Source organism: Kitasatospora sp. NPDC088783, assembly GCF_044750705.1.
Classification (GTDB): Bacteria; Actinomycetota; Actinomycetes; order Streptomycetales; family Streptomycetaceae; genus Kitasatospora; species Kitasatospora fiedleri.
Genome location: NZ_JBIVKJ010000016.1, coordinates 42,599 through 67,373, shown reverse-complemented (window position 1 = coordinate 67,373; position 24,775 = coordinate 42,599). Strand labels below are relative to the sequence as shown.

22 protein-coding genes are annotated in these 24,775 nt (G+C 75.1%); 5 read left to right on the top strand and 17 right to left on the bottom strand.

Going from position 1 to position 24,775, the window contains the following annotated elements:
- The first annotated feature begins 493 nt into the window (after positions 1–493).
- Together ACIP60_RS31525 and ACIP60_RS31520 are read left to right on the top strand one after the other, a co-directional pair.
- The gene (locus tag ACIP60_RS31525; RefSeq protein ID WP_400690938.1) at positions 494–1,336 is read left to right on the top strand and encodes a class F sortase; all 843 of its coding nucleotides are present in this window, start codon (positions 494–496) and stop codon (positions 1,334–1,336) included.
- Positions 1,333–2,652 (top strand): tetratricopeptide repeat protein, encoded by a 1,320-nt coding sequence (locus tag ACIP60_RS31520; RefSeq protein WP_400690936.1) that lies wholly within the window; start codon positions 1,333–1,335, stop codon positions 2,650–2,652. Before ACIP60_RS31525 ends, ACIP60_RS31520 begins: the two co-directional genes overlap by 4 nt.
- A 20-nt stretch (positions 2,653–2,672) precedes the next feature.
- On the opposite strand, the gene ACIP60_RS31515 is transcribed toward ACIP60_RS31520, so the two are convergent.
- The 6 genes from ACIP60_RS31515 to ACIP60_RS31490 form a co-directional block, all read right to left on the bottom strand.
- A complete protein-coding gene (locus tag ACIP60_RS31515; protein WP_400690934.1) occupies positions 2,673–3,038 on the bottom strand; it encodes a hypothetical protein in 366 nt (121 codons plus the stop codon).
- Positions 3,039–3,067: 29 nt separating this feature from the next.
- Complete coding sequence (locus ACIP60_RS31510) at positions 3,068–4,909, bottom strand: nickel/cobalt transporter (RefSeq protein ID WP_400690932.1); 1,842 nt, start codon at positions 4,907–4,909, stop codon at positions 3,068–3,070.
- Between the two features lie 235 nt (positions 4,910–5,144).
- Positions 5,145–5,621: a cupredoxin domain-containing protein gene (locus ACIP60_RS31505; protein ID WP_400690930.1), complete on the bottom strand. Its 477-nt coding sequence runs from the start codon at positions 5,619–5,621 to the stop codon at positions 5,145–5,147.
- Between the two features lie 83 nt (positions 5,622–5,704).
- Positions 5,705–6,529, bottom strand: a complete 825-nt coding sequence (locus tag ACIP60_RS31500) for a ferritin-like domain-containing protein (protein WP_400690927.1) — start codon at positions 6,527–6,529, stop codon at positions 5,705–5,707.
- Positions 6,526–7,320, bottom strand: a complete 795-nt coding sequence (locus ACIP60_RS31495; RefSeq protein ID WP_400690925.1) for a ferritin-like domain-containing protein — start codon at positions 7,318–7,320, stop codon at positions 6,526–6,528. The genes ACIP60_RS31500 and ACIP60_RS31495 overlap by 4 nt, the downstream gene beginning before the upstream one ends.
- 228 nt (positions 7,321–7,548) lie before the next feature.
- On the bottom strand, positions 7,549–7,896 hold the full coding sequence (locus tag ACIP60_RS31490; RefSeq protein ID WP_400690923.1) for a PRC-barrel domain-containing protein: 348 nt from the start codon (positions 7,894–7,896) through the stop codon (positions 7,549–7,551).
- A gap of 374 nt (positions 7,897–8,270) precedes the next feature.
- Between ACIP60_RS31490 and aspS the strand changes: the two genes are divergently transcribed.
- Positions 8,271–9,593 (top strand): aspartate--tRNA(Asn) ligase, encoded by a 1,323-nt coding sequence (gene aspS, locus ACIP60_RS31485; protein WP_400690920.1) that lies wholly within the window; start codon positions 8,271–8,273, stop codon positions 9,591–9,593.
- Positions 9,594–9,657: 64 nt separating this feature from the next.
- On the opposite strand, the gene ACIP60_RS31480 is transcribed toward aspS, so the two are convergent.
- Positions 9,658–11,013 carry a condensation domain-containing protein gene (locus ACIP60_RS31480; protein WP_400690917.1) on the bottom strand — a complete coding sequence of 452 codons (1,356 nt, stop codon included), beginning with the start codon at positions 11,011–11,013 and terminating at the stop codon, positions 9,658–9,660.
- 211 nt (positions 11,014–11,224) lie between these two features.
- Complete coding sequence (locus tag ACIP60_RS31475; protein ID WP_400690914.1) at positions 11,225–12,259, bottom strand: hypothetical protein; 1,035 nt, start codon at positions 12,257–12,259, stop codon at positions 11,225–11,227.
- Positions 12,260–12,417: 158 nt separating this feature from the next.
- On the opposite strand from ACIP60_RS31475, the gene ACIP60_RS31470 reads away from it, so the two are divergent.
- On the top strand, positions 12,418–12,579 hold the full coding sequence (locus tag ACIP60_RS31470; RefSeq protein WP_159073321.1) for a hypothetical protein: 162 nt from the start codon (positions 12,418–12,420) through the stop codon (positions 12,577–12,579).
- A gap of 62 nt (positions 12,580–12,641) precedes the next feature.
- Positions 12,642–13,223 carry a TIGR00730 family Rossman fold protein gene (locus ACIP60_RS31465; RefSeq protein ID WP_400690911.1) on the top strand — a complete coding sequence of 194 codons (582 nt, stop codon included), beginning with the start codon at positions 12,642–12,644 and terminating at the stop codon, positions 13,221–13,223.
- Between the two features lie 47 nt (positions 13,224–13,270).
- Here the strand turns inward: ACIP60_RS31465 and ACIP60_RS31460 are convergent, their stop codons facing one another.
- The 9 genes from ACIP60_RS31460 to ACIP60_RS31420 form a co-directional block, all read right to left on the bottom strand.
- On the bottom strand, positions 13,271–14,290 hold the full coding sequence (locus ACIP60_RS31460; protein WP_400690908.1) for a Gfo/Idh/MocA family protein: 1,020 nt from the start codon (positions 14,288–14,290) through the stop codon (positions 13,271–13,273).
- Positions 14,291–14,390: 100 nt separating this feature from the next.
- Positions 14,391–15,179: an SDR family NAD(P)-dependent oxidoreductase gene (locus ACIP60_RS31455; protein WP_400690905.1), complete on the bottom strand. Its 789-nt coding sequence runs from the start codon at positions 15,177–15,179 to the stop codon at positions 14,391–14,393.
- Complete coding sequence (locus ACIP60_RS31450; RefSeq protein WP_400690902.1) at positions 15,176–15,796, bottom strand: class I SAM-dependent methyltransferase; 621 nt, start codon at positions 15,794–15,796, stop codon at positions 15,176–15,178. The genes ACIP60_RS31455 and ACIP60_RS31450 overlap by 4 nt, the downstream gene beginning before the upstream one ends.
- Positions 15,797–15,877: 81 nt before the next feature.
- On the bottom strand, positions 15,878–16,930 hold the full coding sequence (locus tag ACIP60_RS31445) for an HAD-IIIC family phosphatase (protein ID WP_400690899.1): 1,053 nt from the start codon (positions 16,928–16,930) through the stop codon (positions 15,878–15,880).
- Positions 16,920–18,026, bottom strand: coding sequence for an acyl-CoA dehydrogenase family protein (locus ACIP60_RS31440; RefSeq protein WP_400690896.1), 1,107 nt, complete (start codon positions 18,024–18,026; stop codon positions 16,920–16,922). Before ACIP60_RS31440 ends, ACIP60_RS31445 begins: the two co-directional genes overlap by 11 nt.
- The gene (locus ACIP60_RS31435) at positions 18,023–18,307 is read right to left on the bottom strand and encodes an acyl carrier protein (protein WP_100839947.1); all 285 of its coding nucleotides are present in this window, start codon (positions 18,305–18,307) and stop codon (positions 18,023–18,025) included. The genes ACIP60_RS31440 and ACIP60_RS31435 overlap by 4 nt, the downstream gene beginning before the upstream one ends.
- On the bottom strand, positions 18,304–19,161 hold the full coding sequence (locus ACIP60_RS31430; RefSeq protein ID WP_400690892.1) for a 3-hydroxyacyl-CoA dehydrogenase family protein: 858 nt from the start codon (positions 19,159–19,161) through the stop codon (positions 18,304–18,306). The genes ACIP60_RS31435 and ACIP60_RS31430 overlap by 4 nt, the downstream gene beginning before the upstream one ends.
- Positions 19,158–22,193, bottom strand: coding sequence for a beta-ketoacyl synthase N-terminal-like domain-containing protein (locus ACIP60_RS31425; protein WP_400690889.1), 3,036 nt, complete (start codon positions 22,191–22,193; stop codon positions 19,158–19,160). The genes ACIP60_RS31430 and ACIP60_RS31425 overlap by 4 nt, the downstream gene beginning before the upstream one ends.
- Positions 22,190–24,763, bottom strand: a complete 2,574-nt coding sequence (locus ACIP60_RS31420) for an amino acid adenylation domain-containing protein (RefSeq protein WP_400690886.1) — start codon at positions 24,761–24,763, stop codon at positions 22,190–22,192. Before ACIP60_RS31420 ends, ACIP60_RS31425 begins: the two co-directional genes overlap by 4 nt.
- Between the last annotated feature and the right edge of the window lie 12 nt (positions 24,764–24,775).

The window sequence follows — 24,775 nt, the reverse complement described above, 5'->3', positions numbered from 1 at the left end:
GGCCCAAGCCGCCCTCACCCGGGCCGGCGCCGCCGCAGCGGCCGTCCGCGACGCCCTGACCCGCACACGGGAGGGCCGCCCGCCGGTCGGCCCGGGTGAGGAGCAGGGCGGGACGGCCACCGACCGGACCGGTGCGGCCGTGACGCGGGACAGTGCTGCCAGCCCCGACGCCCTGACCCGCACGCAGGAAGCCCGCCCACCCGCCGGCCCGGGTGAGGAGCGCGGCAAGACGGCCACCCACCGGGCCGATACCGCCGCGACGCGGGACAGTGCTGCCAGCCCCGACGCCCTGACCCGCACGCAGGAAGCCCGCCCGCCCGCTGACCCGGATGGGAAGAAGCAGGGCGGCACGGCCACCCACCGGGCCCGTGCCGCCGCGACGCGGGACAGTACTGCCAGCCGCAACGCCCTGACCCGTACGGAAGAAGCCCGCCCACCCGCCGGTCCGGGTGAGGAGCGCAGCAAGACGATCACCGGGCGGGCCGGTGCGGCCGTGGCGCGAGCCCGGGCCGCCGTCCGCGACGCCCTGACCCGCGCGCAGGAGGCTCGTCCGCCCGCCGGCCCGGGTGAGGAGCGCGGTAAGACGGTCGTCGGCCGGGCCGGTGCCGCCGTCCGGGCGTTCGGGCCGTGGCGGGTGGTGGGGGCGGGTGCGGTGGCGGCGGGGCTGGCGTTGGCCGGGCTCGGTGTGGCGGCTGTCGTCGACCGTCCGGCGGTGCCCGCCGTCGCGCAGGGCGTCGATGTCGGCGAGTTGCCCGCCACCGTGCACGGCGCGGCGCCCGTCGCCGCGCCGACCGCGCCGACCGCGTCGGAGGCCGGCCGCGCGCCGGTCGCTCCGCCCGTCCGGCTGCGCATTCCCCGGATCGGTGTCGACACCGGGCTCAGCGACCTCCAGGTGCAGGAGGACGGGCACCTCGCCGCGCCCGCGGACCCGGACGTCGCGGGCTGGTGGAGCCAGGGCCCTGCCCCGGGCGGCCCCGGCACCGCGGTGATCGTCGGCCACGTCGACTCCCTCACCGGCCCGGCGGTGTTCGCGGGCCTGTCCGTGCTGCGTCCGGGCGACGGCATCGACGTCCTGGCGGCGGACGGGACGAGCACCGCGTTCACCGTCCAGGCCCTGCGCAGCTACGACAAGCAGGGGTTCCCCGCCGAGCAGGTCTTCGGCGACACCCCCGGACCGAGCCTGCGCCTGATCACCTGCGACGGCGTCTACGACCACGGACAGCACACCTACCCCGCCAACCTGGTGGTCTTCGCCGTCCCGGCGCAGGCCGCCGCCTCCGCCGCCCCGACCGGCGCCACGCCCCCGCCCGCCCAGCACCCCGGAGTACCGCAGTGAACCGACGCCGCCGTCTGCTGCCCGCCGCCGTCGCCACCGCCCTCGGCGTGGGCCTGTTCCTGGCCGGCGGCCTCGGCCTCGCCCCGCAGCGCGGCGGTGCCCCGGCCCCGGAGCGGCCCCCGGGCCAGGACACCGCCGACACCGGTCTGGCCGGGGACATCCGCGGGTTGCAGGAGCACCTGCGGAGCACGCCCGACGACGCCCTCGCGATGGCCTCCCTGGGCCTGGCGTACGTCCAGCAGGCCAAGATCACCGCCGATCCGTCGTACTACCCGAAGGCGGAGGACGTCCTCACCCGCTCGCTGAGCACCGACCCCGACGGCAACTTCACCGCGATGGCCGGCATGGCCGCCCTCACCGGCGCCCGCCACGACTTCACCGCGGCCCTCGACTGGTCGCAGCGGGCGATCGCGATCAACCCCGACAACTCCACCCTCTACGGGACGCTCGCCGACGCCTGCACCCAACTCGGCCGCTACCCCGAGTCGTTCGACGCCGCGCAGCGCATGGTCGACCTCAAGCCCGGCACCCCCTCCCTCGCCCGCGCCTCCTACACCTGGGAGCTGCGCGGCGACACCGCCGCGGCCACCGCGCTGATGAAACGCGCCCTCGACGACGCCAACACCGCCGCCGACCGGGCCTTCGCGCTCTACCACCTCAGCCTGCTGGCGCTCGGCAGCGGCGACCCGGCCGGTGCCCTCGCCCAGGCCGAGACGGGCCTGCGCGCCGCACCCGGCACCGCCTCGCTGCTGGAGGCCAGGGGCCGGGCCGAGGCCGCGCTCGGTCGCAGCGACGAGGCCGTCGCCGACCTCCGGCGGGCGACCGCCCAGGTGCCGCAGCCCGAGTACGTCCTCGAACTCGGCGAGCTGCTCCAGTCGTTGGGCCGCACCGCGGAGGCCGAGGAGCAGTACCGGGTGCTGCGCGCCGAGTGGAAGCTGTTCACCGACAACGGCGTGGCGCTCGACGCCGACGCCGCCCTGTTCGAGGCCGACCACGGCGACCCGGCCACCGCCGTCGCGATCGCCGAACAGGGCCTGCGCACCCGCCCGTTCCTGGACACCCACGACGCCTACGCCTGGGCCCTGCACGCCGTCGGCCGCGACGCGGAGGCCCTGCGGGAGTCCGACGAGGCGCTCGCGCTCGGCACCCGCAACGCACTCTTCCACTACCACCGCGCCGTGATCCTGCGCGCGCTCGGCCGGAACGACGAGGCGCGCACCGAGTTCGGGACGGCGCTGGCCACCGACCCCGCCTTCCACCCGCTGCACGCCCCCGCCGCCCGCGCCGCCCTGGCCGAACTCCCGCCCGGGAGCTGAGCCGCGGGCCGGCGGGGCCGTCACTTCGGCGGCGGCGCCGCCACGTGTCCCGCGTCGCCGCCCAGACCGGTGTACAGATCCGTCCACCGGCGGTCGACGGCCGTCGGCGGCTTGCCGTCGCAGTACGCCTTGGTCCCGTTGGCGGTGTAGAACCGCATCATCTCCAGCACGGCCGTCGGATCGGACTTCTCACCGCCGGTGTACCTGGTGCCCGGTTCCCGGCTCTGGTGCGGGAGGCAGCTCGGCGACGGCGTGCCGGGCTGGGCGTCGAAGCTCCCGTCCTGCTCCCCGCCGCCGCAGCCGGTGAGCAGCGCGGCGGCTGCGGCGGCGACGGCGACGGCGAGGAGCAGGAACGGGCGGGTGGGGCGGGTACGGCTGCGGTCCACGGGGTCTTCCTCCGGCGGGTACGGGTGGTTCAGAGGGTCGAGGGCAGGCTGCGGACGACCAGTCCCAGCCCGACGGTCAGGATCAGCAGCGCGGTGAGCAGCCCGCTGTACGGGGCGAGCCGGTGGAGGTGCCCGGCGACCGGCCCGCTCCGCACCGCGGCCAGCCGGTCGCCGACCCGGACCAGGAGCAGGCCGACGGCGGTGAGGGTGGCGGCCATGCCCACGCCGTACGCGACCACCAGGGCCGCGCCGAACAGCGTCCGGCCGAGGGCGATCGCGCCGAGCAGCACCACCAGCGCGGACGGGCTGGGGACCAGGCCGCCGGCGATGCCGAGACCGATCAGGTTGCGCCGGCTCGTGGCGGCGGCGGGGTCGTGCCGGTGGTGGCCGCCGAACAGGCCGTGGCGGTGGCCGTGGTGACCGTGCGTCAGGTTTCCGCCGTGGTCATGACCGTGGTCGTGGTCGTGGTCATGGCTGTGGTCATGGCCGTGATCGTGCGGGTGGTCGTGGTCGTGATCGTGGCTGTGCGCGTGGCCGTGGTCGTGGCCGTGGTCGTGCTCGGCGACCGCCGTGTGCGCGTGGCCGTGGTCGTGGCCGTGGTCGTGCTCGGCGACCGCCGTGTGCGCGTGGCCGTGGTGGGTCTCGGCGTGCGGGTGGTGGCCGTCCGGTTCCGGGTGCGGGTCGTGGTCGTGCGGGGTGCCCGCGGCGTGGGCGGCGGCGTGGGCGAGTTCCCTGGCCTCCCTGGCCTCGGCGTCGTCGGCGCCCGGTTGGGGGTGCGGGAGGCGGCCGTGCGTGCGGGCCTGGCGGGAGCGGCGGACGGCGTCGCGCAGCAGGCCGGCGCCCACCAGGACGACCAGCGCGCCGCTGAGCACGCCCAGCCAGCCCAGCAGCACGTCACCGGCCAGCGAGGAGAACGTGGTCAGGCCCAGGCCGATGACGATGACCCCGGCGGTGTGGGTCACCGTGACGGTCGCGCCGACGGTGACGGCGTCGCGGGTGCGCCCGCGCCGGCCGGCCAGGTAGGCCGCCATCACCGTCTTGCCGTGCCCGGGCAGCAGGGCGTGCCCGGCGCCGAGCACGATGGAGAGCAGGACCGCGAGCAGGCCCAGGGGGACGGTCAGCCGCTCGGCGGCGCCGATCCCGGCGAGGCGGGTGTTCAAGCCGGCCAGCCAGGCGGTCGGCCCGGAGCCGTCCGCCCGGACGGCCGCCGCCCCCGCGGGTGCGGCGGCGCCGCCGGGCCGGGCCAGGAACCGGGCGTGGGTGACGCCGCTGGGGCTGTCCAGCAGGTCCCTCGGGTAGTCCCGCAGTTCCTTGGAGACCGACTCGGCCGGGACGTCGGAGCCGTCCAGCGTCACGCCGTCGCCGCGCGCGGTGATCTCGTTCCAGCCCACCCGGCCCGGGTCGTTCCCGGCGGTCACCCGGATCTCGCTCCCGGCGGCGGACAGCCGCAGGTCGGCGTGGAGCACGCATTCGAGCCGACTGGTGCGCAGGCCGGCCGAGCCGTCCTCGTAGCGGAACCGCGCCGAGTCGGTCCGCCAGGTCAGCGGCGTCGCGTCCGGACCGGCCGTCACCCGGAGGTGCTGGACCGTCAGGCCGCACTGCGCGTCCGCCCAGGCCGCGCGTTCGGCGTCGTCGGCGGTGCCGTCGCCGTCGCGGTCGACCTTCGGCTGCTCCTGGAGGGTGGGGATCTCGGCGGCGTCGGTGACGGCGAGGGCCTCGACGGTGTCGGGCCGGACGGTGAGGCCGAGGTAGTGGTTGAGGGAGAAGTTGCCCAGCGGGTGGGCGTCGGCGGCGGGTGCGCCGGCCGCCAGCAGGCACAGGGTGGCCGCCGCGGCGGCACCTGTTCTGGCAAGGAATCGCGCTGCCTCCACGCGGGCCTCCAGGGAGACGGCCGGGCGGTCCACGGCCGACGGGCCCGGCCCGGCGGGGAAGAGGGGATCGGGGCGAGACACCCCGGAACCACCTTGGTGCCCGTTCGCCCCGCCGGGGACCGGTACCGCCGCGACCTGCCGGGGGATCACCCGCACGGGGCAACCGCGGGAGCGGGCCCGGTGCCGGGCCCGCCCTCCCGTCGGGGGCGGCGGGCGCCGCGGGTCGCGGTCGGGGCTACTTGACGGTGAGGGTGCCGGTCATGAACTGGTGGATGGTGCAGAGGTAGGGGTAGGGACCGGGGGTGTCCGGGGCGGTGAAGGTCGCGGTGGCGCCGGGGGCGATGCTGCCGGTGTCGAAGGCCTTCTGGCCGGCCGAGGTCAGGGTGTGGGTGGTGGAGTCCTGGTTGGTGACGGTGACCGTGGCGCCGGGGGCGACGGTGAGTGTGTCGGGGCTGAACTTGAAGTCCTTGATCGACACGGTGGTCGCCGAGGTGCTGCTGGGACTGCCGGTGCTGCTGGAAGCGCTGGTGCTGCCGGAAGCGCCGGTGCTGCCGGAGGGCGCGCCCGTGCCGTTCGAGGCCGCGGCGCTCGGGCTGCCGGACGTCGACGACGGGGCGGGGGCGCTGCTGGAGCACCCGGCGGCGGCCAGGACGGCGGCGAGGGCGACGGCGAGGGCGAGGGCGGCCGACGGCCGTCCGGTGGTGCGGGTCACGGAAGGGCCTTCCCTTGACGCGGGCGGAGTTCCCAGCGTGCCGGACCCGGTGCGGGCACCGGGTCCGACGCGCGGGAACCCGTTCAGACGGTGAGCAGGGCGGGGTTGGCGGCCTTGTCGACGGGGAGGAAGTCGTCGGGGACGGGGTACTGGCCCAGGACGTAGTGGAGGATCGCGGCGTGCATGGCCTCGACGGGGGCGATGGTGGCGGCGGTGGCGATGCCGCCGGGGCTGGTGACGTTGTAGGTCGCGAAGAGGTAGGTCTGCGCGGCCTGGTTCTCGAGTTGGAGGGCGAGTTGGGCGACGTCGCCGACGGTGGCGGCCTTGCCGAGCGCGTCCAGGGTGGCGGGCTGGTTGGAGAGCGGCACGTCGGTGATCGCGGGCTTGCCCGCGCCGGTCAGCACGGCGTTCCACGCCTTGGCGTGGTCGGCGTGCTGGCCCATGGCGGTGGTGATGAAGGTGGCCACGGCGGGCGGGACGGTGCCGAGCTTGCCGGCCTTGGCGGCGTCCAGGGCGGCCTGGTAGGCGCCCACGGCCTGGTTCTCCAGCGCGGTGGCCAGCGCGACGACCTTGAGGTCGCCGGTGTACTGGCCGGACGCCGAGCCGGACGCGGCACCGGAGGCGGGCGTCGAGGAGGCGTTCGGGGCGGGCGAGGTGGCGGACTTGCCGCTGGAGCAGGCGGCCAGGGTCAGCGCGGCGGCGGCCCCGCCCACGCCCAGCAGGAAGCGGCGGCGGCCGGGCTCCTGCGGGGCGGTCGTCCGGGGGGCGGGGCGGGTGCGCAGCTCGGCGGCCAGGTCGAGGGCGCCGGCCCGCATCGCGGGCAGGGTCTCCCGGTGCGCCTCCTCCATGTCCCGGGTCAGGCGCGCCAACTGCTGTTCGCTGATCGGCAGTTCCCAGTCGGTGCTCACTTGACGGCCCCCTCGGTGATCGGCGAAGCGTTCTCGGTCTTGTAGAAGGTGTCGGGGATGCCGACGCTGCCCGCGGCGGCGGGCAGCTTGGCCGGGTCGACGGGGATGGCGATCAGGTCGGCGGCGTTGCCCGCCAGCAGGGCCTGCACGGCCAGCAGCACCGCGCGGTGCTGCGCCTCGACCGGGGCCACCGAGGCGAAGAGCTTGCGCAGTTCGGGCGAGGAGACCTGGGAGACGTTCTTGGTGTAGGTCTGCGCGGCCACGTCCTCCAGGGTGATGGCCAGCTTCACCACGTCCGCGGGGCCCTTGATGGTGGGCAGCGCCTGGTCGACCACGGCCTTGTACTTCGGGTCGGGCTGGTTCTGGGCCTTGCCGCCGGCCTGGGTGGCGGCGGAGTTGAACGCCTGGGCGTGGGCCTGGTGCTGGGCGGTGGTCTTGGTGATGAACGCGGCCACCGTCTTGTTGCCGTCCTTGATGAACGGCAGGGCCGCCGCGGTCTGGTAGACGCTCACCGCGAGGTTCTCGATCGACGCCGCGGTCTGCAACGCCATCACGTCGTCCGCGCTCGCCGAGGCCGAGGCGGCCAGCGCCCGCGAGGTGCCCCACAGCGCGGCGGCGCCCGCCGCGCCGGCCAGCACCCCGCTCCGCTGCCACCAGCGCCGACGCGGTTCGGTCACCTGCTCGAAACCGGTCAGTGCGGCGCGGGTGATCCGCTGCGCGTCGCTGTTCAAGTCCTCCGACTGCTCGGTGAGTTCCGCGAGCAGCCGGGAGTCGATGTGCTCTGTGGCCATCATGCCTCGTCTCGGTCCGGGGCCCGGCCAACTCCGCGCCCCGCTCGCGAGTCCTTCGGCACCGGACCGGGCGCGGCTTGGCCCCCCGATCGACTGTTCACCCCCACGAGTGAACGCGGGGGGTTTGACCGGCGGAGTCCTCCCCCTCCCCCGTCACGGCGCCGCCCGCGCACGCGCCGGGGCCCCGCGTCCGAAGACGCGGGGCCCCGGCGGGACGGGTCCGGCAGGTCAGACGGTGCCGCCGTAGTAGCCGCCGACCTGGTGGCGGTAGGCCGGGTCGTCGGCGTGCGCCTCCCGGTCGTACTCCGGCGAGTTCTTCACCTCGTCCTTGGAGCGGTTCACCCAGACCGTCTTCTCCTGGTCGTCGACCCGGGTGACGGTGCCCGCCGGGAGCAGCACCTCGCGGCCGAAGATCCACGGGCCGGTGTCGACCACGAGGTAGCCCGCGCCGACGTCCACGGTGTGCTTGTCGACCTTGCCGATGTGGCCGTCCGTCGCCTCGACCCGGTACCCCGTCAGGTCGGAACCCGTGGTGTAGCCCTCGGCGCCCGCGTAGTCCCACATACCCTCGGTCATCGCTGCCTCCTCGTACGCTTCGTTGCGCTTACGGGGAGCCGCCTGCCCCGGTCTCCGGCGAACATGCCGCCGGGCCGGGAACACCGTTGCAGCCGCCTCGTCAGTTCCCCTACCCTCGTGGGTAACGCGACGAGGGAGACGAGTAGCCGCAGGACCGTGCGAGCAGAGAGAACCGCCGGCAGCTGGGAAGGCGGTCTCGCACTGTGCGGTGAAGACACTCCTGAGCGCGGGGAGGAAATGCCCCGCCGGCCAGCCCCCGTCACCGGGCCCGAATGAGGCCGCGGCTCCGGTCGCGGCGAAAGTGCGGTGGCACCGCGAGTCGCCCTTCTCGCCCGCACTTCCAAGGGGTCAGCCGAAGTCCATGGAGGACTGCGATGATCCACCACACCCCCCGCGTCCCGGTGGCCGACCTGCACGAGCACGTGGGGCGGACCGTCTCCGTCTCCGGCTGGGTCAACACCCTGCGGTTGCAACGCGCGATGCAGTTCGTCCTGGTCCGCGACCACACCGGCACGGCCCAGGTGACCCACCGGCGCGGCGGCCCCGGGGACGGGACGGAGCGGGCGATCGAGGACCTCACCGTCGAGTCCGCCGTCCGGGTCACCGGCCGCGTCGTGGCCAACCCCGTCGTCAAGCTGGGCGGGGTGGAGATCGTCCCGGACGCCGTCGAGCTCCTCAACCGGGCCGAACCACTGCTGCCGATCGACGAGCGCTCGGGGCCGGAGCACCGGCTCGACTGGCGCTTCCTGGACGTGCGCCGCCGGCCCGCCGCCCACCTGCTGTTCGCGGTGCAGACCACGGTCGAGCAGGCGATGCGCGAGTTCGCGCACGGCGAGGGCTGCACCGAGATGCACACGCCGAAACTGATGGGCACCGCCTCCGAGTCCGGGGCCGAGGTCTTCAAGCTGGGCTACTTCGACCGCAGCGCCTACCTCGCCCAGTCGCCGCAGTTCTACAAGCAGATGGCGATCGCGGCCGGGATCGACCGGGTCTTCGAGGTCGGCCCGGTGTTCCGGGCGGAGCCGTCGTTCACCTCCCGGCACGCCACCGAGTTCACCGGGGTCGACGTCGAACTGGCCTGGATCGACGGCGTCGAGGACGTGATGGCGTTCGAGGAGCGGATGCTCGCCCACGCCGTGGCCGCGGTGGCGCGGGTCCACGGGCCGGCGATCCGCGAGCACTTCGGGCGGGAGGTGGTCGTCCCGGAGCTGCCGTTCCCCCGGATCACGATGGCCGAGGCCCAGCGGCTGCTGCGGGCCGGGGGCTGGGACCCGGAGGGGCTCAAGGAGGACCTGGACCCCGAGGGCGAGCGGGCGCTCGCCGCGCACGTCAGGGAGCGGAGCGGCCACGAGTTCGTGTTCGTCACCCACTACCCGGCCGGAATCCGCCCGTTCTACCACATGCGCTCCCCCGAGCAGCCGGAGGTGACGCTCAGCTTCGACCTGCTGTGGAAGGGGCTGGAGATCACCACCGGGGCGCAGCGCGAGCACCGGTACGACGTGCTGCTGAAGCAGGCCGCCGAGAAGGGCGTGGGGGCCGAGCCGATCCAGGACTACCTGAACTGCTTCCGCTACGGCTGCCCGCCGCACGGGGGGCTGGGCCTGGGGTTGGGCCGGGTGCTGATGGTGATGCTCGGGCTGGAGTCGATCCGCGACGCCGTGTTCCTCTTCCGCGGCCCCAACCGGCTCACTCCGTGACACCCGGCTGCGGGGCGCGGCCGACCGGACGGGTCGGTCGGCCGCACCCCGCGGCGGCGCGGGGTCAGCCCGCGGCGGCGGACGGGGCGACGGCGGCCGACACCAGCAGGTCCTCCAGGTCGCCGAGGAACTCGGTCGCGGAGCGGGGGGCGAGGAAGCGCTCGTCGGCGCACAGTTGCAGGACGGCGCGTTCGCCGATGTGCTCCAGGAAGAGGAAGAACGTCGCCCCCATCGGCACCTGGTCCATGTCGGGCACGGAGAGCACGGTCTCGGCGCGCAGCGGGCGCGGGTCCGGGGCGTCCGCGGCCCGGGGCTCGGTGCCGGGGCGCCTGGCGGGTTCGACGCTGATGTCGTTGAAGAAGCAGTAGCCGCCCGCGGCCACCCCGCGTTCGGCGGCGGTCTCGCGGACGATCCGCTCGACCGTCCGCGGGTCGTACTCGCAGTTCTGGTACGCGGTCAGGGCCGCGAGCGAGGTCCGGCGCAGGTGGTCGTCGAAGGGGTCGGCGACGGACGGGACCCGGAGCAGGGCGTTCTGGTTGAAGGCGCCCACGAAGCGCCGGTTCCGGGCGTTGAACCTGGTCGCCACGATCAGCCGGACGGTGGCCTGGTCCTGTCCGGTGTACCGGGCCAGCAGTCGGGTGACCCCGCCCAGGACCGCCACCGGGCCGGTGACCCCGGCCCGGCCGGTCAGCAGCCGGACCGCCGCGGCGAGCGCGGGGGACTCGATCCGGCCCCAGCGCAGGTGCGGGGCGGAGGGCGGGGGGAGTTCGGCGAGCATGGGGGCGGGGGTCTCGCGGATCTGTTCGGCCCAGTGCGCCAGGGCCCGCTCCTCGCGCCGCCGCCCCAGGTCGGACCGCTCGTAGTCGAGGCGGTCCAGCGGCTGCGGCCCCCGGGCGGGGAGTTCCGCGCCGGCCAGCAGCGTCTCCAGGTCCTCCCGGACGATGCGGAAGCTCCAGGCGTCCACGGACATGTGGCTGATGGCGAGGACCAGCGCGGCGGGCGTGTCCCGCTCGGTGACCAGGACGGCCCGGAGCGGCAGGTCGCGGGCCAGGTCGAAGGGGAGGCCGCGCAGTTCGCGGTGGAGCTTCTCGGCGGTCTCGGCCGCGGCGCCCTCGGGGGCGTCGTGGACGTCGACCGCGATCCGGCCGCCGCCGACCACGGTCTGCCGGGGCTCGCCGCCCGACTCCTCGAACACCGTCCGGAGCGCGTCGTGGCGCGCCACGAGGACGGTCAGGGCCGCGGTGAGCCGCTCCGGTGTCGTCCCGGCGGGCAGCGGCAGCACGGTGGAGAGGGTCAGTGTGGTGTCGCCCGGGGGGAGCCAGTGGAGCACCTCCCAGATGGCCAGTTGCCCCCAGGTGAGTGCGCCGGCGCGGTCCGGCGCGGTCGGCAGGTCGACGTGGAGCTGTCGGTCGTCGTTCACGCGGGTTCTCCCCTTTTCCGCTGGTTCGACCCGCGCCGCGGCAGGGCACGGCCAGGAATCGACTGTTGACGTACAGAAGCCAGGTTTTTACTGCAAGAAAATTTCACCGCAATGAAAATTGCCGACGAGTCGGCCATGATGCGGGCACGGCCCCCGGGGGAATCGCGGGCGGCGGCACCCGGCGAGCGGGGGGCCGACATTTCCGGTTCACCTACTCTTCCGCTCCGGCGCCTTCCGTTTCCCCGGGAAGGGCGTCCGTCCGGTCGAGGCCGTAACGGTGAATCAGGTAGCCGGCCTGGAGCCGGTTCCTGGCCCCGACGTCGCGCAGGATCTCCGACACGTGGCGCTGGCAGGTCCGCAGCGACATGCCCAGCCGCCGCGCCACCACCTTGTCCTCGACCCCGTCGACCAGCAGCCTGATGATCGTCGCCTTGGTGTTGTCGGTGGTCTGCCGCACGGACGCCGGGTGGTTGTCCGCGTCGAACTCGGTCGCCTGGCTCCAGGCCCGCTCGAAGGACTCGTACATGAAGTGCACGATGCTGGGCTCGCGGACCAGCACCGCCCCGGCCGGCGTCTCGTTCAGCTCGATCAGGGCGACCTCCTGGTCGAACAGGAGCATCCGCATGAAGCCGTCCCCCAGCGTCCGCACCTCCGCGCCGTGCGCGGTGACGTGGGCGACGTAGGCGGCGGTCGGCGGGCTGTAGCGGGCCGTGTGCTGGTAGAGGGTGCGCATCCGCACCCCCCGGTTCAGCAGGCTCTCGGTGCGCTGCAGGGACTCGCGCAGCACCTCCTCGGTGCGGCCGCCGCCCGGCTGGGCGGTCAGCACCTCGCGGGTGCAGCCGGCCGACAGCTCGGTGATCAGCCGCCGCACGTCCGGCAGTTCGCGCACCACGGTGACCGTCTCGTCCCGGGCGCTGCGGGTGGTGGAGCGGTGGTACTCGACGGACAGCCGGGCGTAGACCGCCCGGGCCGCGTCCACCGTGCGCTGCTTCTGCTCCAGCTCCCGGACCAGCGGCGAGAGCAGCTGGACCCGGGCGCTGTCGGGGGCGACCGGGGCGATGAAGCCCTCGGACAGCAGTTGCGCGCTCACCAGCTTCAGCGCCCGGAGCTGTTCGACCGCGAGGTCGAACTCCGCCGGGCCGATCCCGATCTCGTCGCCGGCCCGGTCGCAGCGCAGCGGAGCGGGGAGGTCGAGGGCGTGGAGGTAGACCCGGAGCGCACCCTCGCTCAGGGCGATCGTGTCCAAGTCGTCCTGAAACTCCGAATCTGCCACTTTGGTCATCCCCTCGGATACGCGCAATGCAGTATGCCGAGCGCCCCCGTCCATTCGGCTCGTACCCGGCATGTAGCAAGGTAGCCCACGGGCCGCCGATTCGGCCGCTCCTCGGATGACTGGAGATCACGATGAACTCTTTCGCACGCCGCCTGGGACAGATCATCGGCGCCGCTCTCACGGCAGGTGCCGTGCTGAGCGCCGTGATCACGCTCCAGGGTCCGCACGCTCCGCGCACCACCGCCGTTGACGCGTCCGTCCGGATTTCCGGGGACGACCTGGGCTGGGGATGAGTCGGATGAATACCGTTCAGCCCGCCGACCGGACCGGATCCCCCTCCGCGAAGGAATCCACCGTGACAATTCCCCCGGCCGCGCCCAGCCGGATAGGCGTCTTCTGCGGCTCCCGTTCGGGCAGCCGGCCGGAGTACCTCCGGACCGCCCGTGACCTGGGTGCGGCGATCGCCCGCCGGGGCGGGAGCCTGGTCTACGGGGCCGGTGGCGTGGGCCTGATGGGCGCCGTCTCGCGGGCCGCCCACGAGGCCGGCGCCGAGGTGTTCGGCGTGATCCCGGACGCCCTGCACGAGCGCGAGCGCCTCGACGACGCCCGGGGCGAGGTCCTGGTCGTCGAGGGAATGCACACCCGGAAAGCGCTGATGTACGAAATGGCGGACGCCTTCGTCGTCCTCCCCGGCGGCTACGGAACGATGGACGAACTCATGGAGGTTTCCACCTGGAACCAATTGGGATTCCACTGGCGGCCGGTCGCCCTGGCCAATGTCGCGGGATTCTTCGACCCATTGATCACCCTCCTCGACCGGATGGTCGAGGAGGGATTCCTCGGCGCGGAGGAACGGGGATTCATCCGCTCCGGGAGAACCGCCGAGGAATGCCTCGACGCACTGATGCCGGCTCCGGCGGAATTCCTCTCCCGGTAGGGTCCGGCGGCCCGCCGGCCCGGTGCCGTCCGCGCTTTCCGGTCCGTTCACCGGGACGACAGCGCGTAGAGCGAGAGAATGGTCTCCAGCGTTCCCACCGAATCGGCCGGGGAGGAGAGCATCGGGCCCCCGCCGGCGACGCTGCGGCAGAAGTCGGCGATCTGCCGGCGGTGCGAGGTGCCGTAGTAGGACGTCCCGGGCGGCTCCTCCGCCAGGCCACGGCTGCTCTCCCGTTCCGCGAGGCGGACCAGCTCCGCCGACCCGTCCCAGCGCCGCAGCCGCCCCGGGTGGTCGAGGTCGAAGACCACCGAGCCCAGCTCGCCGACGATCTCGATCCGGGTGCGCCACTCCACGCTGCTCGCCACCGTCACGTTGAGCGTGACCGGCACGCCCGAGGCGGACAGCAGGCCGCTGAGGGTGTCCTCGGTCTCGATGACGCCGCCCAGCGCCCTGGCGGTGCGGACGGCGGCCGTCGTGGTGAGGTCGCCGCAGATCCAGCGCACCGCGTCCAGGCAGTGGTAGCCCTGGTTGATCAGGGCCGAGCCGCCCTCGCCCCGCCGGGTCCCGCGCCAGTAGCTCCCAGTGTAGTAGTCGGGCTCCCGCCGGGCCTGCAGGGTCGCGGAGGCGAAGACCAGCCGGCCGAGCAGCCCCCGGCCCACCCACTGCCGCACCGCCCGCACCACCGGGTCGTAGCGGTGCTGGGCGACCGTGGAGAGCACCAGGCCCCGCTCGGCGGCCAGCGCGACCAGCTGCCGGGCCTGCGCCGGGTCCAGGCAGAGCGGCTTCTCCACCAGGACGTGCTTGCCCGCCACCAGCGCCCGCTCCGCCAGGGGCCCGTGCTGCACGTGGTCCACCGCGATCGAGACGCTGGTGATCCCGGGGTCCGCGAACACCTCCTCGACGTCCTGCGCGGCGGTCGCGATCCCGTGCTCGCGGGCGAACTCCTTGACGTGGGGCTCCCGGTCGCAGGCCGTGGCGAGGACCCACCCGGGGACCCGGCCGAAGCCGTCCACGTGGTTGGCCGCGACCCGGCCGCACCCGATGAGCGCGTGTCTGTAGTCGGTCATCAGCGTTCTCCGCTCTCCGCTCCTGTGGTCCCGCCCCGGCCCGCGGGCCGGGGTCGGATGGGTCGGGGCCCCGTGGGCCGGACGTGCGTGGGCCGGGCGCTCACAGGTACCCGTAGCTGAGCCAGCCGCCGTCCACCACCAGGGTCTGCCCGGTGATGTAGTCGGCCTGCGCGGAGGCCAGGAAGAGGACGGGCCCGGTGACGTCCTCCGGCCGGCCGCGCCGCCGCATCGGGATCCGGCCGAGGATCTCGTCCTCGCTCAACTCGCCCGCCGCCACGGCCGGGTGCCTGGTCTCGATCCGGATCATGCCGGGGGCCACCGCGTTGACGTTCACCCCGCGCGCCGCCCACTCGACCCCGAGCACCCGGGTGAGCTGGAGGACCGCGCCCTTGCTCGCGGCGTAGGCGGCCCGCCCCGGGAAGGCCGTGAAGGACAGCAGCGAGGCGAAGTTGACGATCCGGCCCCGGCCGCGCTCCAGCATGCCGCGGCCGACCTCCTGGCAGACCAGCAGGGTGCCCAGCGCGTTGGTGGCCAGCAGCTCCCGCGAGTCCGCCTCCGCGGTGGACTCCGAGGGGCCCATCGAGAACAGACCCGCGCAGTTGACCAGCACGTCGATCGGCCCGAGCCGCTCCAGCACGGTGCCCACCCCGGCCCGGACCTGCTCGGCCCGCGACACGTCGAAGGGCACGCACAGCGCCGGGACGCCGGTCAGCGCGCCGATCTCCGCGGCGACCCGCTCCAGTTGGGCCGGGGTCCGGCTGGCCAGGGCCAGCCGGGCGCCCTCCCGGGCGAACTCCAGGGCGCAGGCGCGCCCGATGCCCCGGCCCGCCCCGGTCAGCAGCACGGTCTGCCCGGCGAAGCGCCCGGGCCCCGCCGCGGCGGCGGTCACCGGCGCCGGAAGACGCCGAGCCAGTGCCACTGGTCCGGGCGCTTCTCGGTCGGCAGGTTCCGGAAGCGGCGCAGCTCCTCGATCGAGAAGTGCTCCAGCGCCGGGCGGACCACGTCGTCGGAGGTCAGCCGGATCGGCCCGGAGCCCGGGGACATCCGGTCGGAGAAGCCGACCAGCACGAAGAGGCCGCCCGGGCGCAGCAGGCGGGCGGCCTCCCGGAGGTAGTCGTCCCGGGCCTCGGGGCGCACGTTGTGGTAGACGAAGGAGTCGTGCACCACGTCGGCGCAGCCGTCCGGCAGCGGGGTGTGCAGGATGTCGCCCTCCACGAAGGCGGGGTCGCAGTCGTAGAAGCCGGCCAGTTCCCGGGCCTTGGCCAGGGCGGTGGCCGACCGGTCCACGCCGGTGACGCGCATGCCGTGGCGGGCCAGGAAGACGGCGTGGACGCCGGGTCCGCAGGCGAGGTCGACCACCTCGGAGCCGCGCGGGATCACCCCGTCGATGACGAGTTGCTGGAGCGCCGGGCTGACCGAGGTGGTGACCCAGGAGATCTCGGCCAGTTCCCGGTTGTCGTAGAGCGCGGCGAATCCCTGTTCCCAGCGGTCGGTGAAGGCTTGCATGTTCGTCTCCATGGGTCGTGACGGGGTGATGGCGGGTGGCGGGTGAGGGCGGGCGGCGGGTGGTGGCGGGGTGGTGGCGGCTCAGATCAGTGCGTGGAGTTCGACGTAGTCGGGGTTGGCGCGGCCCGCTCCGCTGCGGAGCCGGAGCCGCTGGACCTCGCCCTCCCGTCCGATCTCCTCGAATCCGGCCAGGCGGTAGACCATGTACATCGGCCGGTTGACGTCGTTGGCGAGGAAGTCGGCGGTGAGGTCGAGGCCGCGGGCGTCGGCCTCCCGGGCCAGCAGTGCCAGGACGGCGCCGCCCACGTTGCGGCCCATGACGCGGCAGGACATCAGGAAGAGCCGGATCCGCCACTGCGTCTCGTCGGTGCCGAGCAGGACCACGCCGACCGTCCCGTAGCCGCCGAACCGGTCCTCCAGGGTGATCACCAGCAGGGTCTGGTCCGGCCGGGGGATCAGCGCGGCCAGCTCCGCGGCGTCGAAGACCAGGCCAGTGGTGTTCAACTGGTGTGTGCGCTCGGTGAGTTCGGCGGCGCGCAGCAGGTCGTCCGGGGTGGCCTCGGCCACCGTGAGCCGCAGGCCGAGCGTCCGCAGGAACTCGGCGCGCGGCCCCTGGAACGACTCCTCGTAGTCGCGCCGGACCTCCGCCTCCCGGTAGAGGCGGCGGCGGCCGGCCGCCTCCGCGGTCACCGGCGGGTCGAAGCCCGGCAGGTCGGCCAGCTCCGCGGCGGCGGTGCTGTCCAGGCAGCGCACCTGCGGGTGGACGTCGGCGACCTCGGCGCGTTCGAAGGCGGAGTCGTCGATGAACACCAGGCTGTCCAGGCCGAGGTTGAGCTGCTCGGCGACGGCCGCGACCAGGGCGGACTTCGGCTCCCAGGAGATCTGCGGGCAGAGGAAGTACTCCGCCACCCCGAGCTGTTCGAGCCGGTCCCGGGCCCGGGCGGGCTCGTTCTTGCTGGCCACGGAGTGCAGGACGCCCCGCCGGTCGAGGGAGCGCAGGGTCTCCAGCACTCCCGGCCGCAGGCCGCCCGCGGTGCCCTCGGCCAGCACCCCCTCCCACAGGGTCTCGTCGAGGTCCCAGACGACGCACTTGACCGTGGCGGCCGGTGCCTTGACGGCCGGTTCACCCGACATGGTGTCCCTCCGGACCGGTCGACGGCAGGGCCCGGGCCGCGTGGTCGCGGAAGCGGGCCAGGGCCTGATCGGCGATCAGGTCCTGGAGCAGTTGGGTGTTGCCCTCGATGACCTCGAACACCCGGGCGTCCTGGACGAAGCGGTCGACCCGGCTCCCCTCCGCCAGGCCGGCCGCGCCGTGCAGTTGGGCGGCCGCGGCCGCGGCGGCGGTGGCGGCCCGGCTGGCGCCGAGCTTCGCCGTGAGGACGTGGCCCAGCGCCCACTCGTCGCCCTCGTCGAGGGCCGTCGCGGCGCGCCGGCAGAGCAGTTGCGCCGAGTCGACCGCGACCGCGGCGTCCGCCAGCAGTCCGCGCACCAGTTGGAGGCGGTGCAGCGGGCCGTCGAACTGGTGCCGCTCGATGGAGCGGTGCAGGGCCGCCGACAGCGCGGCCCCGGCCAGCCCCCACGCGCCGAAGGCCACGCAGAGCCGGCCCAGGGTCAGCGCGTCGGCGGCGATGTGCGACAGCGCGGCGCCGGGCCGCCCCAGCAGCCGGTCGGCGGGGACGCGGCACTCCCGGAGGACGAGTTCGGCGAGCCTGGCGTCCCGCAGGCCGCTGGTCCGCGGTGCCGGTTGCAGGTGGACCCCCGGATCGTCGCGGCGCACCAGGACCGCCAGGTCCCGGGTGCCGGTGCGGGCGAACACCAGGAAGACCCCGGCCTCCTGGCCGAAGGTGACCCAGCGCTTGCGCCCGTCGAGCACCCAGCCGCCCGGCACCTCGCGGGCGGTGGTGGCGATGCGGCGGACGTCGCTGCCGGCCGCCTCCTCGCTCAGCGCGAACGCCCCCAGCAGGCTGCCGTCGGCCAGCCGCGGCAGGTACTCGTCCCGCTGCCGGGCGCTGCCCCAGCGGACCAGCGCCCGGCAGACCATGCCGTGCACGGTCAGCAGGCTCTGCCGGGACGGCGACCGCTCGGCGACGGTGCGGTTGACCTCGCCGTAGCCGGCGTAACCGAGTTCCAGGCCGCCGTACGCCCGGGGCACCAGCGCGCCCAGGGCGCGCGCGGCGGTGGGGCGGTCGGTGAACTCCGCCGCCAGCTCCGGGGCCAGTTCGGTGATCATGCCCGCTGCTTCCGGGCCACGAAGGCGGTGATGGCGGCGAGGGAGTCGAAGTTGTCGACCTCCAGGTCGTGGTCGAGCACCCGGACCCCGAAGCGGCGCTCCAGGTGGCCGATCAGCTCGACCGCCGCCAGCGAGTCCAACAGGCCGCCGGTCAGCAGGTGTTCGGCTTCGAGGGAGGCGGGGTCGTCGACGTAGCGGGAGAGGAAGCGCGCCACCTCGGACCGGATCTGGGCCGGTGCCGCCGGGTCCGCGGGCGCCGTCGGCGCCACGGGATTGGTCATGGGGTCTCCCCGTCCGAGTAGTAGTGGAAGCCCTGTCCGCTCTTGCGGCCGGTCCGGCCTTCGGCGGCCATCCGGAGCAGGGCGGGAGAGGGGGTGAAGCGCTCCGGGCCGTAGTGCCCGCGCAGCACGTCGAGGGTGTGGACGATGGTGTCGATGCCGATCAGGTCGGCGGTGCGCAGCGGCCCGGTGCGGTGCCCGAGGCAGCCGCGGAACAGCCGGTCCACCTGCTGCGGGGTGGCCACTCCGTCGTCGACCAGGGCCGCCGCCTCGCTGATGAACATCATCAGGCAGCGGTTGATGACGAACCCGGCCCGGTCCTCGACCACCACGGTCTCCTTGCCGAGCCGGCCGAGGAGTTCCTCCAGGCCGTGCAGCGCCCAGGCCGCGGTGTACGGCGTGCGCACCACCTCGACCATGGTGGAGGCGCCGACCGGGTTCATGAAGTGCGCCCCGACCATCCGCTCGGGGTGGCCGGTGGCCAGCGCGAGGCCGGAGACCGGCACCGCGGAGGTGTTCACCGCCACCACCGCCCGCGGTGCCAGGACCTCGTCGAGGGCGCGGTGGACGCGCTCCTTCACCTCCGGGTCCTCGATCACGTTCTCGATCACCAGGCCGCAGTCCGCCAGCGCGGCCAGCTCCCCGGTGACGGTCAGCCGCCCGGGCCGTTCGGCGCCGGCGCGGCTCCCGGAGAGCCGGGCCAGCCGGGCCGCGGCGCTCGCCCGGCTCTCGGCGGTGGCCCGCTGCCGGGGGTCGGAGTCGTGCAGGACGGTGTCGATGCCGGCGGCGGTCAGGCTCTGGGCCAGGCTGACGCCCATGACCCCGGCGCCGACCACGCCCACGGCGGGGTGGTTCATCTGCTGCCTCCAGTGGCGTGCCAGGTGGTGATGTGGGCGGCCATCCGGCCGAGTCTCGACTCCTGGAAGACCGCGACCGCCGGTACGTGGAACCCGAGCCGCTCCTCGATGCCGAAGACCAGCTGGACGCTCATCAGCGAGTCGCCGCCGAGTTCGAAGAAGTCGTCCTCGGCCGTCAGGTCCTCCACTCCGAGGACCTCCTCCCACAGTTCGGCCAGCACCGCAGCCACGGCGTCCGGGTCACCGTCCCCGGCCCCGTCCCCGTCCCCGGCTCCAGCGGGCTCGGGGACGGGTGCGGGCGCAGGGACGGGTGCGGGCGCGGGTGCCGGTGCGGCGGGGCCGGGCGAGAGCAGGCCGGCCGGGCCGCCCTCGGCGACGAACAGGGGCCGTTCGTCCAGCGCGGTGGGCGGCAGGGCGGCCGGCGGCGGGAGCGGTCCGCCGCCGAGCCGTTCCCAGTCGAGGTCGCAGCCGCGCTGCCACAGCTGCCCGAGGGCGTGCAGCAGCACCTCGGCGTCGGACTCGTTCTGGTACTCCCGGCGCACGGTCGCCACCACCGCGGCGTGGTCGTCGCCGACGGCCCGGGCCTGGGCGGCCAGGGTCCGCAACTGTCCGGGCCCGACCTCCAGCAGGACGTCGCACTCCTTCGCCGCGGTGGCCAGGGCCTGGCCGAACAGGACCGGCGAGGTGAGCTGCCGGTACCAGTACTCCGGGTCCCGGAGTTCGGCGCGGACCCAGGTGCCGGTGGTGTTGGAGGCCAGCGCGACCGTCGGGGCCGACAGGGTCAGGCTGCCGAGCAGGGCGCGCAGCTCCTCCCCGGCGGGCGCCAGCAGCGGGGTGTGGAACGCGTGGCGCACCGGGAGCAGCCGGCCCTGGAGGCCGCGCCGGTTGAGCCGGTCCACCACCTCGAGGACCGCCGCCCGCTCACCGGCCAGCACGCTGCTGCGGGGCGAGTTGACCGCCGCCAGCCAGACCCCGGGGCCGGTCAGCTCCTCGGCCTCGGCCCGGGAGAGGCTCACCGCGAGCATCGCCCCCTCGGGCAGCGCCGCCACGGCGCGGGCCCGCTCGACGACCACCCGCAGGGCGTCCTCCTCGGTGAAGACCCCGGCCACCGTGGCGGCGGTGAGCTCCCCGAGGCTGTGCCCGGTGACGGCGGCCGGCCGCACCCCGAGCGCCTGGAGGCTGCGGGCCAGCGCGAGTTGCAGCGAGAACAGCACGGCGTGCGAGGCGACCGGGTCGAAGACCTCGTCGGTGGAGGTGCCGCGCCCGTCGTCGACCAGGCGGCGGAGGTTGAAGACCGCGCCGGTGCGGGCGCCCGGCCCGGCCTGGGCGTCCGGGGCGAGCAGGCGGCGCAGGTCCTGGCCGAGCCGGTCGCCGCAGTCGCCGAGGTAGCGGTCCAGCCGGGCGGTGAACCCGGGCAGGGCGCGGTGCAGGCCGGCCCCCATGCCGGGGTAGTGGTCGCCGACGCCGGGGAAGACGAGGCCGACGGCCGGGGCCGTGGCCGGGGCGGGCCGCGCGGCGGCGGGCGGGGCGGGGGAACGCAGTCCGGCCGCGAGCGCGGACGGGTCCGACCCCACCGCGAACCGGCGGTGACGGCGGTGGCGGCGGCCGCGCTGGGAGGCGGCGGCCGCCTCGGCGGGCGTGGCGGCGCCGGTGTCGATCGCGGACGCCCAGTCGGCGGAGGTCCGCTCCAGCGCCCCTTCGGTGTGCGCGGAGACCAGGACCACGGCGGCGGCGGCCGTCGGCGGGGCGGCGGCCGGGCGGGCCGGCGGCTCCTCGACGATCACGTGGGCGTTGGTCCCGCCGAGCCCGAAGGCGCTGACGGCGGCCCGGCGCACGCCGGGGTGGGGCCAGGTCTCCACCGCCCTGGGCAGCGACAGCCCGGAGGTCTCCCGGGTCACGTACTCGGCGGGCAGGCCCACGTTGATGGTCGGCGGCACCAGGCCGTGCCGGACGCTCAGCACCGCCCGGACGAACCCCGCCAGCGCGGAGGCCTCCCGCAGGTGGCCGATGCCGGACTTGACCGAACCCACCCGGGTCGGCCGGACCGCGCCGTAGACCCGGGCCAGGGCGGACCACTCGGCGGCGTCCCCGAGCGGGGTGCCGGAGCCGTGCGCCTCCACCGAGCCGACGGTGTCCGGGTCGGTCTCGGAGAACAGCAGGGCGTCGCGGACCAGCAGTTCCTGGGCCCGGGCGCTGACGGAGGCGTAGCCGCTCTTGGCGCCGTCGTTGTTGACGGCGGAGCCGCGGACCACCGCGCTGATCCGGTCGCCATCCGCGACCGCGTCCTCCAGCCGCTTCAGGACGACCGCGACCACGCCGTCGCCGGCCACCGCGCCGCCCGCCCGGGCCGAGAACGGCCGGCAGACTCCGTCCGCGGAACCGATGCCGCCCTCCAGGTAGAGGTAGCCGTGGCTGTCGGGGACGCGCAGGGCGGCGGCGCCCGCCACGGCGACGTCGCACTCCTGCGCGGCCAGGCTCTGGCAGGCCTGGTGCAGGGCGACCAGCCCGGTCGAGCAGGCCGACTGCACGGTGACGGCGGGGCCGGTCAGGCCCAGCCGGTAGGCCACCTTGGTGGTGCTGTGGTCCTTCTCGTTGCCGATCTCCAGGGCCAGTTCGTTGACTGTCTCGCCGCGGGAGGCGAGCACCGCCCGCACCAGCTCCTCGTGCCGGTTGCGGCCCACGCCCGCGAACACCCCCACCCGGCCGGGGCCGGTGCCGGGGACGACGCACGCGTCCTCCAGGGCGCGGTGCACCGTGGTCAGCAGGAGCCGGTGCTGCGGATCGGTGGAGAGCGCCTCCTTGGGGGACATCCCGAAGAACGCCGGGTCGAAGTCGTACGGCGCGGCGATCCGTCCGGACGCGCCCAACCACCGTGCGTCGTCCAGGAGTTCGTCGGCGACCGTACCGCGGAGCAGGTCGGACGGCGTACGGGTGATGCAGTCCTGGCCGGCGAGCAGGTTCTGCCAGAACGCGTCGAGGTCCGCCGCGCCGGGCAGCCGGCCCGACATGCCGATCACGGCGATGTGCGTCACCGTCGCTCACCCCCTTCGGCCGCGGCGGCCCGCTGGGCCTCGCGCAGGGCCCGCCGCCGGGAGCGCTCGCCCGCGGCGGCCGACGGCCCGGCCGGGGTCGGGGCGGCGGCGGGCGGTCCGGGCGGTCCGGACCGGACGGGGGCGGCCGGGACGGGGACGACCGGGACGGGCGCGGTGGCGAGCGGTTCGGCCGGGGCCGGGGCGGTCGGCCGGAGCAGCCGCTCCTGGGCCAGGACGGTCGGCGCGCCGAGCAGGTCCGCCAGGTCGAGCCGGATCCGGAACTCGTCCTGGACCGCGGCCCGCAGCAGCATCAGGCGCAGCGAGTCGCCGCCCACCGCCGTGAAGGCGTCGTCGACACCGATCTCGTGCAGTTGCAGGATGGTGCGCCAGATCCCGAGCAGGCGCTCCTGCGCCGGGGTGCGGGGCCGGGTCGGCGCGGGCAGGTCCGGCGGCCGGACCCGGGCGGGCAGCCGGAGCGAGGCGCGGTCGAGCTTGCCGCTGTAGAGCTGCGGCAGCCGGGGGACCCAGGCGACGTGCCGCGGCAGCATCCAGGCCGGCAGCCGGTCGGCCAGGAACGCCCGCAGCTCGTGCTCCGCGGGGGCGCGCTCCTCCCCCACCGCGAAGGCGACCAGGAACGCGCCCTGCTCGCGGTCGGGGTACCCGACCACGGCGGCGTCCCGGACGCCCGGGTGCTCGCGGAGCCAGAACTCGACCTCGGTCGGCTCGACCCGCTGGCCGCGCACCTTGACCTGGAGGTCCCGGCGCCCGCGGTACTCCAGGGAGCCGTCGGCGCGGTGCCGGGCGAGGTCGCCGGTGCGGAAGAGCAGCGGGGTGCGCGGGTCGCCGAAGGGGTTGGCGACGAAGCGCTCCGCGGTGCGCTCCGGGTCGCGGTGGTAGCCGGTCGCCACGCCGGGGCCGCCGACCCAGACCTCGCCGACCAGCCCGGGGGGCACCCGGCGCCCCCGGTCGTCGCAGAGGTAGACCCGCATGTCGAGGGGGTGGCCGATGACGGAGGCGTCCTCGGGCCGCTCGTCCAGGCCGTCCTTGCGGTGCGCCACGTAGTCGGCCTCGGTCAGGGTGAAGGTGTTGTGCACCTGGTAGCCCATGGCCCGGACCCGGTCCTCCAGGTCGCGGTGCAGCGCCTCGCCGCCGACGAACACGTGCCGCAGCGCGGGGCACCGGGCGAAGCCGGGGTTGGCGGCCAGCACCCGGAGCATCGAGGGGACGCAGCTCAGCACGGAGACGCGTTCGCGCCGCAGCAGGTCGACCAGGTACTGGTCGTCGCGCTCGCCGCCGGGCTCGGCGATCACGGCGGTGCCCCCGGTCGCCAGCGGCCACAGGAACTCCCGTGAGCTGATCGGGAGTTTGAGCAGGTGGCGGTCGTCCGGGCCGACCGCGTACATGGACTGTTCGAGGAAGATCCGGGTGGTGTGCAGGCGGTGCGGCCGCAGCACGCCCTTGGGGGTGCCGGTGGAGCCCGAGGTGAACAGGATGTAGGCCGGGCTCTCCGGGCCGACGACCACGTCCGGGGCGTGGTCCGGCCCGGGCTCCGCCGGGTCGGGCAGCGCGTCGAAGGCCAGCTCGGGCAGTCCGGTGCCGAGCTCGGGGGCGCCCGGTCCGGTCAGGACCAGCCGCGGCCGGCTCACCTCGACGAACTGCCGCAGCCGCGCGACGGGGTAGGCCGGGTCGAGGTGGACGAAGACGCAGCCCGCCTTCAGCACGGCGAGCAGCGAGGTGAACAGGCCGATCGAGCGGTCGCCGCCGACCGCGACGACGTCGCCGGGCCGGGCCCCCGCCCCGATCAGCCGGTGCGCGGCCCGGTTGGAGGCCAGGTCGAGTGCGCGGTAGCTGAGCCGCTGTTCGCCCATGGCCAGGGCGCAGGCGTCCGGGGTGCGCCACGCCTGGAGCTGGAACAGCTGGTGCAGGGTGATCGGCGGGTACTCCGGCAGCCGCTCCGGGGTCCCGCCGTTCCGGACGAGTTCGTCCGCGGTGAGCACCTCGACCGCGGCCAGCGGCGGCCGGTCCGGCCGGACCAGCTCGGCCGCGAGCCGGTCCAGGTGGCCCGCCATCGCCGCGACCGTCTCCTCGGTGAACACCGCCGGGTCCCAGCGGGCCTCCAGGCCCCGGTCGGTGGCGGTCCAGACCAGGTCCGCCCCGGTGTCGTTCCCGTCGGCGGCGTCCGCGTCGGCGTCTGGATCGGCGGCGGCGTCTGGATCGGCGGCGCCGGCCGTGATCCGGATCCGCACCGCGGCCGGTCCGGCCGTCGGCGCGGGGGCGTCGGCGGGGGCGTCGGCGGCGGTGGCGGTCACCAGCGCGTCCCAGTCGGCTCCGGCTCCGGCGTCGGCCAGGTACCGCTGCGCCGCGGCCGGGGACCCGCAGCCCGGCCCGGCGGCGAGCTGGAGCGGCAGGCCGTAGCGCTCCGTCAGGAGGGCGAGGGCGGCGGTCAGTTGCCGCTCCGCGGGGAGGTGCGGCGCGGCGCGGCGGAGCGCGCTCCAGCCGGCCGACCGCCAGGTGTGCCGCCGGCGGGTCGCGGGCCCCGGGGCGGCCGGGCGTTGTGGCCTGGTGAACATGGTTTCCTCTCC